The 10060-nt window shown below is 59.6% G+C and carries 8 protein-coding genes and 2 pseudogenes; 3 read left to right on the top strand and 7 right to left on the bottom strand.

The genetic code is table 11. From position 1 onward, the window contains the following. From FY112_RS15765 to FY112_RS15730, 7 genes and pseudogenes are all read right to left on the bottom strand, one after another. Positions 1 to 519 (bottom strand): SDR family oxidoreductase (locus FY112_RS15765; RefSeq protein WP_151518805.1); only part of this gene is annotated, 519 nt, incomplete at its 3' end. Positions 520 to 669: 150 nt separating this feature from the next. Then, a complete protein-coding gene (locus tag FY112_RS15760; protein ID WP_131630398.1) occupies positions 670 to 1464 on the bottom strand; it encodes an ion transporter in 795 nt (264 codons plus the stop codon). Between the two features lie 63 nt (positions 1465 to 1527). Continuing rightward, positions 1528 to 2298 carry a glucose 1-dehydrogenase gene (locus tag FY112_RS15755; protein WP_151518804.1) on the bottom strand — a complete coding sequence of 257 codons (771 nt, stop codon included), beginning with the start codon at positions 2296 to 2298 and terminating at the stop codon, positions 1528 to 1530. A 246-nt stretch (positions 2299 to 2544) separates the two neighbouring features. Next, positions 2545 to 3349 (bottom strand): annotated as a pseudogene (locus FY112_RS15745) (sulfite exporter TauE/SafE family protein). Further along, a pseudogene (locus FY112_RS15740) lies at positions 3349 to 3657 on the bottom strand (YqaA family protein); the annotation flags it as partial. The pseudogenes FY112_RS15740 and FY112_RS15745, both read right to left, overlap by 1 nt. A gap of 15 nt (positions 3658 to 3672) precedes the next feature. Continuing rightward, a complete protein-coding gene (locus FY112_RS15735) occupies positions 3673 to 4128 on the bottom strand; it encodes an NUDIX hydrolase (protein WP_151518803.1) in 456 nt (151 codons plus the stop codon). Positions 4129 to 4211: 83 nt separating this feature from the next. Beyond that, on the bottom strand, positions 4212 to 5672 hold the full coding sequence (locus FY112_RS15730) for a CHAD domain-containing protein (RefSeq protein ID WP_151518802.1): 1461 nt from the start codon (positions 5670 to 5672) through the stop codon (positions 4212 to 4214). A 128-nt stretch (positions 5673 to 5800) separates the two neighbouring features. On the opposite strand from FY112_RS15730, the gene FY112_RS15725 reads away from it, so the two are divergent. The 3 genes from FY112_RS15725 to FY112_RS15715 all read left to right on the top strand — a co-directional run bounded on the left by FY112_RS15725 (position 5801) and on the right by FY112_RS15715 (position 9323). Further along, complete coding sequence (locus FY112_RS15725; protein ID WP_017960334.1) at positions 5801 to 6256, top strand: NUDIX hydrolase; 456 nt, start codon at positions 5801 to 5803, stop codon at positions 6254 to 6256. Then, on the top strand, positions 6253 to 7281 hold the full coding sequence (locus FY112_RS15720) for a PHB depolymerase family esterase (RefSeq protein ID WP_151518801.1): 1029 nt from the start codon (positions 6253 to 6255) through the stop codon (positions 7279 to 7281). The genes FY112_RS15725 and FY112_RS15720 overlap by 4 nt, the downstream gene beginning before the upstream one ends. A gap of 179 nt (positions 7282 to 7460) precedes the next feature. Further along, positions 7461 to 9323 carry a glycoside hydrolase family 15 protein gene (locus FY112_RS15715; protein ID WP_210384803.1) on the top strand — a complete coding sequence of 621 codons (1863 nt, stop codon included), beginning with the start codon at positions 7461 to 7463 and terminating at the stop codon, positions 9321 to 9323. Positions 9324 to 10060: the final 737 nt, after the last annotated feature.

Raw genomic sequence — 10060 nt, 5'->3', positions numbered from 1 at the left:
AGCCATGCGCTTGGCAAGGCCGCGGGCAACCGCAATGTCTGCGGTCTTGCTGACACCATAGTGGATCATCTCGACCGGAATGTTAAAGCCGGATTCAGACGCGATGAAGATGACGCGGCCCCAATCGAGCTTCTGCATGCCCGGAAGATATGCGCGCGAAAGCCTGACGGCGGACATGACGTTCACCTGCCAGTGGCGGTCCCATACCTCGTCGCCCGCATCGAAGAAGTCTAGCGGCTGGAAGATGCCCGCGTTGTTGATGAGGATGTCCACGTGAGGAACTTGGGCGACAAGAGCGTCACATCCGCCAGCGGTCGCGAGATCTGCGGCCGCCGCGGTCACGCTTCCCTTGGCGCCTTCGCCTTTCAGGCGGACGGCGGCCTTCGCGGTCTTTTCTTCGGACCGGCCGTTGACCACCACGTCCGCACCCGCCCTCGCGAGCTGGCGGGCGATTGCGTATCCAATGCCTTCAGTGGATCCGGTAACCAGAGCGGTCTTGCCTGTGAGGTCGATCTGCATCTTCTGCTCCTGTGAGGTTGGATGACAGAACGTATGAACTGGCGACCGATCTCGCAACAGCCCACGATGAGGATAATCCTCTCGCGACAGGATGATGTCGGCGGCGGCGGCGTGCGAATTTCTGGCGTATCGTCTAGCCAGGGTCGACAGTCACGATCCCTCGTCCGGTATGTTCAAGACCTCTCCGCACGCCTTGCAATGAACGGCGTCCGCGTCATGGCGTTGAAGGCCGCATCGGTGGCAGGAATAGGTCACCTTGTGAGGGCGGACCACTGCCTGAGCAAGCCTGACGAAAAGGGAAATGCCGACGATCATCGTCACAACGGAAGTGAGCTTGCCCAGCGTTCCCGGAAGCGTGATGTCTCCGAATCCCGTCGTCGTCACCGTCGCGACCGTGAAGTATAGCGCATCGACGAATCCTTCGCCTCCCTCCCTGTTGTAGAAGAAGGACGTATAGACGAACCCGGTTGCCATGAAGAGGAACACAAGGAAATTGATTACCGCCCGGACGACGTCGAGAAGGTATGAATAGCCGGCCTTGCGCAGCAAGTCCCTAAGCAGCGGACTCCTGCCGATCGCCCAGAACCGCATGATCCGCAGGAAAGCGAAATTGTAGAGCAGGTCCGGCAGCAACAGCGTGGCCAGCACCACAAAGTCGATCCAGGTCATCGGCCGCCGAAACCACTCGCGCAGAGAGAATGCGGCGATCGCCCGGCCCACCATCTCGGCGGCGATCCACACTGCTATCGCATAGTCGATGATCAGATAGGACGGACCGGATCGCAGGTACGGGCCGAGCAGGAAGAAGGCGAGAATGGCGACGTCAATGGCAGCAAATACCAGCCGAAAGGCGACCGCCTGCCTGCCGTCGGCCCTATCGAGCTTGCGCAGCACCTGACGAAGCGAATTCTGCCGAGAGCCGTTGTCGGATTCGAAGGTTTTCATCCAGGGAATCTAGATCCCTCATTGGCGTCTGCAAGTCGCCAAGAAATCGACTCCTCGGGGATTTCAGGCGACGGACCATCCACCGTCCACCAGCAGGTTAGCGCCGGTGATTAGGCTCGCAGCCGGCGATGCTAGGAAGACTACGGCACCCACCACATCATCGGTTTCACCGATCCGGCCGAGTGGAATGTGACCGAGCGTCGCTTTGCGACTGTCGGCATCGGATAGAAAAGGTGCTGTGCCATCGGTGTGAATGAACGTTGGCGATACGGTATTTACGGTGACATCATAGCGTGCCCACTCGGCTGCAAGGCAGCGCGTGAGGTGATTGATTGCCGCCTTGCTCATGCAATAGATTGCCTCGCCGCGCAGTGCCACGGTACCGGCCTGTGAGCTGATGTTGATGATCCTGCCGCCGTTGCGCTTGATCATGTGCCGGCCCACAGCCTGCGTCATCAGAAAGGTGCCTTTGATATTGACATCGAGTATCTCGTCAAGATCCTTCTCCTCGACGAGTTCCGCGAGATTGCCCGGAGCCACGCCGACATTGTTGACGAGGATGTCGATCCGGCCGAACGTCGCAATCGCCGCGCCAACGGCTTGCGCGATATGGGCCTTGTTGGGGATATCCAGTTCAACGGGCAGAACTTTTCGTCCCGCGCCCTCCAGTTCAGCAACCAGGCGCGCCGACGCTGCGACATCGCGAACGCCCAAAACAATATCGGAGCCTGCCGCGGCACAGGCAAGTGCGCAAGCTCGACCGATGCCACGGCTCGCTCCTGTCACCAAAGTCACCTTGCCCTCAAGGCTGAAGTCCGGCGCATTCTTCTGCATCACGATGCCTCCCTCGATGAAGCTCATTTATGGCAGGGTCGGTGGGCGGATGCCAGATGTTCTGCGAGTGCTGAGGAGTGCCCTTTGACAACTGGGTTATCCCGCAACGTGGGACGCTTTTCTCGAAAGGCCCGCAAAAAGCCGCATTGCCCGTCGGTTCCTGCACACGACGAGCGACGGCGCGGGAGGAAGCGCAGGAGCCCACGCACCACCTGTCACATGCATGGAAAATCGGCAGCCGGTGGCCTAGCCGATCTGCATCAGGATCGGAAAGGTCTGCTGGAACCAGATCGCCACATTGCTGACCCATCCGAACAGGAAGGCGAGGCCGGCCCACCTCGAAAGCGAACCCAGCGACCGCGAGAAGGATCGCTCCGGCGACGGCCTCGATCGATTTGGAGGCCGCCGCAAGCAGCCGCGGTCTGCTGCGCATCAGTCGCCCGAGTTGCTCCCTGAAGGCGACCGCCAGAAGTGCGACCGCCGATAGCGTCAGGCAGACGCCGATCATCATCGGCACCGCGAAGAGCAGTCCCGTGACGACGACCTGGTGGATTATCGCAAAGGTCATCACGAAGAGCGTCAGAGGACAGGGGATGAGACCGGCAAGGAATCCTACGACGACGCCTTCGCTGCTCGAATGGGTGTGGGCGTGGCGGAACAGCGCGCTGCCGAGCATCCACAGGCCGATCACGCCGAGCAGTCCACGGCTGAGCGCCTGGAGGGCGGGAGCCGAGCCCGCGTCGACGAAGGAATGCGAGACCAGCGGCAGGGCGAGCAGCGCGATCAGGACCGCCATGGACACATGCGTGAACGACAGCGCCATCGACACCAGCAGCGCCTTGTGCGCCTTCATCGAAGAGCCCTTGAGATAGGTGGCGAGGACCGACTTGCTGTGACCGGGCGTCAGGGCGTGGACTGCACCGAAGGCAATTCCCATCGGCAGGAATGCCAAAAAGGCGAGCCAGCCGCCGCCCTGCGCGAACGCCTTGATGTGGTCGGCGAAGGCCAGATAGATGTCGCGCTGGAATTCGACGATCTGCTGCCAGGGCATCAGGCCAGTCCCGTGGTTGCCGCTGCCAGCACGATATAGCGTCCGGCCTTGGCGATCGCCACCGGGAGGACGAAGTTCGGGAGCGGCTCGCGCAACACGCCGGCGACGACGGTGATCGGATCGCCGACGATCGGCAGCCAGCTCGCCAGCAGCGACCACTTGCCATATCGGCGGTACCATCGCTGGCCGCGTTCCAGCGCGTCGGGTTTGACAGGGAACCAGCGGCGGCTTCGAAAGCGTTCGATCCATCTGCCGAGAAACCAGTTGACGGTGGATACGAGGACGTTTCCGGCGCCCGAGATCGATAATCCGCGACTGTCGAGCTAGGGAAGCCGTCCCCCGCGCTCGACCATTCGTCCAAACTTCAGCAGCAGGCGCTCAAGGTCCGGCTCGTCTACGCGGCGGGCGGCCTCAATCGGCGTCAGCCACACGGAATCTCGTTCCGCCATTTCTGGAAAGCGCTTTCGGCTACGGCGGACCTCCAGTAGGAAGACGGCAACGACTGGTCGCGCTCCACTTCCGTCCTGCATCAGCTTGTCATAGAGGAACTCGCCGAAGGGCTTCTTCTTCGCCCTCCCGATCACGCCAGCTTCCTCCCAGGCCTCACGTTCTGCCACCTTGCGCGGCTTCAGACCTGATATCGGCCAGCCCTTTGGGATCATCCAACGTCTCGTCTCCCGCGTCGTGATGAGAAGCACCTGTGGCCCCTTGGGCGTGTTTCGGAAACACAATGCACCATACTGCTGGATCGGCTTCGGATAGACGTCAATCTCATTCATCGTGTCTGCTCATGTTCATCGACGTTCTCGACCGTGGCGGATAGACCGAGGTTCCTTCGCTCAAGGTTCGTGGCGTCCCCATGTCAGCGCCAGAAGCGCTTCGTGTCGATGACCTCATCTACTGAGGACTGCGCCATGCGGATCAACGCATTTTTGTCATCGTGGGAAACGACAGAATCTCGAGCAGGGTGGTCGGCCAGTCCATGCTGCTCAAGCACGTCCGGTCCCATAGCCAGATCGTTCAACGCTCCAAGATGGTCCTGCAGCTCCTCCATCGCTGCGATAAATTTCCGGTGCCGACGGGCGCCGCGCTTGTCGTCGAACAGGGATCCGAAGAATTCAGCCGCGTAGCGAAGCTTCTTGGCGTCCTTGCGAACCTGGTGACGATGCTCGTCGTCGGTCTCGGCCAGCGCACTGCCATGCTTTTTCAGCTTCTTACGCATTTTCTCGAGGGCCTTCGCGGCAAACTCCGAAGCCGATGTCCCCTCGGAAGCTGCGCTGCCGACAGGGCGATCGAGGTCACATTGAAGCCACTCGTTGAAATCGAGCATCAGCGCGCGCGTTCTCGCCGATTCCAGAGCCTCGACAGCGTCGCCGTAGGCCTTGTTGCGGGCATCCTTGAGCTTGGCCCGAAGGTCGGAGTCCTTCGCCTTCATCAGCAGGACATCGAGATTTCGCGCTTCGCCCAGGACGCCAGCGAGCCAGCGAAGCTCCTCTTGGATCATTTTCGGCTCGTCGCCCATCAGGAGCGGCCTGAACAGAGAGAACGCAGAGCGGAGACGCCGCAGAGCTACCCGCGCCTGATGAAGGCCTTCCGAATTTCGTCGCTGGAGAAGGATCTCTTCGTTGAGACGGAACTGCCGAAAGCAGGACCCGGCGATCTCTTGAAAGGCGGCAGATGCCTTGATGTTTCGGTCGAGATCGAGGCGCTCTGCCTTGAACATGAATTGCTGCCTGTCCAGAAGCGCGAGACCCCGTTCGGACTTGGACTGAATGCCGAACCGGAAAGGTGCGATCGCGTCGATCTTGCGAATGAATACGAACAAGTCCTGCGTATCGCCGTCCTTCAGTTCGACTTCGATTTCCTGAACTGGCGAGCGCCTGTTGCCAGACACTACGTCTCCCCGGTCGACGACCACCTCCAGCCGAGAGCCGTTCAATTCGATGTTCCAGACGCGGCGCTCAATGAACACGGTGAAAGCGGCTTCCACCTCAAGTTCCGGTCCGAACTCGCTTATCAGAGGGCTCGTATGGTCGAGGACGGGTTCATTGCCTTCAATGGGAGTCTCCCATTCTGAACGGACAAACAGTGATTTCGCCGGTCCGGATGCCTTCACAGTCTGGACGTGGGAAGCGCCGGTAGAGCGGATACGCAGAGAGAACCCCTTCTGCGACAGCCGACGATCATCCGTTTCGAAGTAGGTCGATGTCTGCTGCAGTGCGTCGTCAGGCTCTCCGAGAAGATCGGAACCCAAAAGGCTCTCAAGGGCTTCGTTGGAGAGGTCGAGTTTGATTTCGATTTCCGATGGCAAGGCAGGCTCCATTCTGATTGGATGCTCATCAACGCTGGAGGTCCTGTCATAGTTCGGTCGCGTCACGACCTGATGAAGCGAACTGGACTCTCGAACGTCGCCCGGCTAGCTTGCGCGGGCTTCGAAACCGGAGGCGGACGATGCTCAACGAAAACGCCCAGACGGACCTTACGAAAACCATGTCTGGTCGCGATGTCGCGCAGGCTGGTGCTCTCTGCTACCGTCGGAACGAAAACGGTGGAGTTGAAATCCTTTTTGTAGGCAGCCGACGGAACGGTCGATGGGGCATTCCGAAGGGGCACGTCGAAGGTGGTGAGGCCAGCAGCGCCGCGGCGCTAAGAGAGGCATTCGAGGAGGCCGGGGTCGTAGGCGTCGTGGACAAGGCCGTATTCGGTACGTTTTCTTATCGGAAGGACACGAGTCCCAACCAATACCACGTGGCCGTCCACCTTCTTAAGGTCTCGAGGATCGCGGACAAGTTTCCGGAGAAGCATGTCCGAAAGACACGGTGGTTCCCCTTGGAGACCGCGCTGCGGGAAGCGGCGCAGCCGGGCTTGCGGATGCTGTTGTCGCAGCTCGAGTCCGTGGGCGTATGAAAGTCGGTTTCGGCAAATCGCTAGCCCGGGTCCTCAAATCCCAGAAGAAATTCAGCAGGCTGATCGAGAAGGCCCTCAAGGCGCCGCGAAACAAGGCGAAACGCGCGACGCCGACACCCCGTGCCGCGAAACCGACTCTGGTCGAGACGACCGCATTTGGAAGCAATCCCGGCCGCCTGATCATGAAAACCTTCGTGCCGACAGCGCGGCTGCCGAAAAACCCGGCACTTGTGGTCGTGCTTCATGGTTGCCGACAAACACCCGAAAGCCTGGACAGTGCCGCTGGCTTCTCCAAACTCGCAAAAGAACGCGGCTTCGTTCTCCTTTATCCTGAGCAGAGAAGCGCCAATAATTCGCAACGATGCTTCAACTGGTTCCGCCCAAGCGCCGTCGCCAGAGACCGCGGAGAAATGCTCTCCATCAAGCAAATGATCGAACATGCTTGCGAAAGACATCGCATCGACCGCTCGAGGATCTTTATCGCAGGATTGTCTGCTGGCGGAGCGATGACGGCCGCGCTCGTTGCCAACTATCCCCCAATGTTCGCAGGCGCCGCGATCATCGCAGGCATGCCCGTCGGATCGGCCCGAGATGCGATGTCCGCACTACGAGCGATGAAGTCGGGCGCGACGCCGCCGCCCGGCGGCTGGGGCCGAGCTGTTACGAAGATCTCTTCCGAGGTCAAGGCGTGGCCCGCGGTAACGATCTGGCAGGGCATGGACGATAGGACTGTGAACCCGGTCAACGCGAGCGCATGCATAGCACAGTGGCTCGAAGTCCGGGGCATCGAGGAAGGCAGCGGACGTGCGGCGGAAAAACCGTGGGGCAGATTGCAGTCGTGGCGGGCCGCAGACGGTCTGAAGCTGGCCTTTTATTCGGTCAGGAACATGGGGCACGGGCTTCCAATCAAAATGCGGGACGCTGCGAAGTCGAGACGATCTGGAGACCCTTACGTCATTGCGGCAGAGATTTCGGCTCCAGGAGAATTGCTGCGACTATGGGGCTTGAAGAGACCTATGCTATAGTCGAAAACGCTGTGGCTAGGCCAAATTTTGTCTATTCCCGTTAAAGCAAGGTCATTGACCTGCGGCCCTCTCCCGGCGACCTCATTCGCCATTGCCGTTTCGAACCAAAGCGCCAAATCGGTGAAGTGGCGAGCTCCCTGCGGACTTTTCATCCGAAGCTCAGCCAAGAGGAACGCAGCATGCATGCAAACAGCGGGCTCATCGGGGATAAGGTTGCCGCAAAACGTAGCCAGGAGGACGCAGCCGTCGTTCCGCGCGCGATAGAGAACCACGGCGTCATCGGCGATTTGGCGACGATCGCGCTTGTCGCTACCGACGGCACGATCGATTTTCTATGTTGGCCCGATTTCGACAGTCCGACAATTTTTGCTGCGCTGCTTGACCCGGAACGTGGTGGCATGTTTCGGATCGCTCCGGAGCTTGCCGACGCCCGCGTGACGCAACAATATCTTCCGGATACGAACGTCCTCCTCACACGTTGGATGGGCGACAAGGCAAGCGGCGAACTTACTGATTTCATGTACGTGAAAAACAGCCGTAGCGACGGTTCGAGCATGGTTGTACGGCGCTTTCGTGTGACGCGCGGGAGTTTGAAGTTGCGTATGTCGTGCACTCCTCGGTTCGAATATGCGAGAAGACAGCTCCCGGCGAAGATGGAAGAGGGCGCTGTAATCTGGCGGCAGGCGAACGGCGAAGTTCTACGACTCTTGGCTGGTGTGCCACTCGTCGAGATCGATGGCGGCGTTATCGCCGAGATCACCCTTCAAGCTGGAGAGGGCGTCGATTTCATTCTCGACGACGGTGACGACAATGCGGAAGAAGCGACCACGGAGGAGATGGAAGATCAGACGGTCGCCTTCTGGCAGAACTGGGCGAGACAGTCGACCTATCGCGGACGCTGGCGCGAAATGGTCAATCGCTCTGCACTGGCGTTGAAACTCATGACCTCGCGCAAGCACGGGTCGATCGTCGCCGCCGCAACCTTTGGCTTGCCGGAAACCCCCGGTGGCAGCCGCAACTGGGACTATCGCGCCACCTGGATACGCGACGCCTCCTTCACAGTGTATGCATTGATGAGGCTTGGCTATCGCGACGAGGCGATGGCATTCAACGACTGGATCGGCCAGCGGGCGTCGGCATGTGACGCCGGCGGCGGACTGAAGATCATGTATGCGATCGACGGCGGCGAGGTGCCTAACGAGGCCAGCCTCGAGCACCTGCACGGCTATGGCGGTGCGACGCCCGTCCGGGTGGGAAACAACGCTGCAGAACAGTTCCAGCTCGACATCTACGGTGAGCTTCTCGACTCGATCTATCTGAGCAACAAATACGGCCACGCAATCTCTCACGATCACTGGGAGGGGGTTCGAAAGGTTGTGGAGTTTGTCTGCGACCACTGGGAGGATCCTGACGCCGGGATTTGGGAGATGCGCCGCGAGCCACAGGAGTTCCTCCATTCCAGGCTCATGTGTTGGGTGGCGGTCGATCGGGGAATACGTCTCGCGACCAAGCGATCCCTCGCGGCGCCTTTTTCCAAGTGGCATGACGTCAGGAACGACATTTACGAAGACATTTGGAAAAACTTCTGGAGCGAGGAGAAGGGGCACTTTGTGCAGACAAAGGGCGGCGACACGCTTGACGCCTCGCTGCTACTCATGCCGCTGGTCAGGTTTGTCAGTGCCACGGACCCGAGGTGGCTGTCGACCTTGACGGCGATCGGCGACCAACTAGCGGACGACGGTGTCGTGCACCGATATCGAAGTAATGACGGCCTTGACGGGGAGGAGGGCGCCTTCTCAGCCTGCTCATTCTGGTATGCAGAGTGTCTCGCACGAGCGGGGGACACCAAGAAGGCTCGCAGGGTCTTCGAGTCGGTTCTGAATTATGCCAACCATCTCGGACTATATGCCGAGGAGTTTGATACCAAGGCGCAGCTCGCTGGCAATTTCCCGCAAGCCTTTACTCATCTCGCTCTCATCAGCGCAGCGTTCTACCTAGATCGCGAGCTCGACGATCGCAACAGCCAGGAATGGCGGCCGTAGAGCCGACGAATACCGCTCCGCGTCCGAGTGGGGGCCGCCTTCAGATGGTAGCAAAGCGTTCTTCACTTCCTCGGAGGACAGTAGGATCGCGCCCGGCCAGCGCCACCGAATGTAATTCAGCTTAAGTTTTATGCGCTGGCGTTGGCAGTTTGGCTGCCTCGGAACTTTCAATGTCCCCAGTCAGTTCGTACTGTTGTGGAGGAACTGGCCATGTCCAAAAAGAATAATGCCCCATCAAAAAGGGGCAACCCTAAAGAGCAGCCTGTCAATCGCCCCGACCATAAGGAACCGCCGGAGCCTGACGATCGTAAACACCCGGCCCGTGATACAAGAGAGGCGCCGGTGCCCAACCCAAACGGCGAGCCTGTCGAGAAACTTTAGCGACTGCCAGACCCGTCATTAATTGGCTTTAGGGTCAGCCTCGGTGTTGCTTTGAACAAGCGAGATCCGACCGTTTCGCACGATGACACAAAGACCGATCCTTGGGACCGGCCTGAGCGATAGAGATGGACATTAACTGGGATTACGAGACGAATTTGGACATTCCCGAGCTGAAGTCGGCAAATGCGAGACGAAGACGCACGTCTGTACAAAAGGCGCAACTAAACGCCTGCGCTGACATCTGACTTTTTTATGAGAGCAAGTTGCACGGAATTGTGGGCGCCGCGCTATTTCTGTCGAGCCCACGCAACCTGCCACATGGCCTGGAAAATCGGCAACCGGTGGCCTAGCCGATT

It is taken from the genome of Rhizobium sp. PEPV16 (assembly GCF_008919455.1).
Taxonomy (GTDB): Bacteria; Pseudomonadota; Alphaproteobacteria; order Rhizobiales; family Rhizobiaceae; genus Rhizobium; species Rhizobium leguminosarum_Q.
The sequence above is the reverse complement of the archived record's forward strand: the minus strand, read 5'-3'. Positions and strand labels throughout refer to the sequence as shown.

What these genes read in the sequence shown, in the direction of transcription:
- FY112_RS15720 (WP_151518801.1), top strand. Translation starts at nt 6,253, where the DNA reads ATGAAAGTCGGTTTCGGCAAATCGCTAGCCCGGGTCCTCAAATCCCAG.
- FY112_RS15715 (WP_210384803.1), top strand. Translation starts at nt 7,461, where the DNA reads ATGCATGCAAACAGCGGGCTCATCGGGGATAAGGTTGCCGCAAAACGT.
- FY112_RS15725 (WP_017960334.1), top strand. Translation starts at nt 5,801, where the DNA reads ATGCTCAACGAAAACGCCCAGACGGACCTTACGAAAACCATGTCTGGT.
- FY112_RS15735 (WP_151518803.1), bottom strand. Translation starts at nt 4,128, where the DNA reads ATGAATGAGATTGACGTCTATCCGAAGCCGATCCAGCAGTATGGTGCA.
- FY112_RS15755 (WP_151518804.1), bottom strand. Translation starts at nt 2,298, where the DNA reads ATGCAGAAGAATGCGCCGGACTTCAGCCTTGAGGGCAAGGTGACTTTG.
- FY112_RS15730 (WP_151518802.1), bottom strand. Translation starts at nt 5,672, where the DNA reads ATGGAGCCTGCCTTGCCATCGGAAATCGAAATCAAACTCGACCTCTCC.
- FY112_RS15760 (WP_131630398.1), bottom strand. Translation starts at nt 1,464, where the DNA reads ATGAAAACCTTCGAATCCGACAACGGCTCTCGGCAGAATTCGCTTCGT.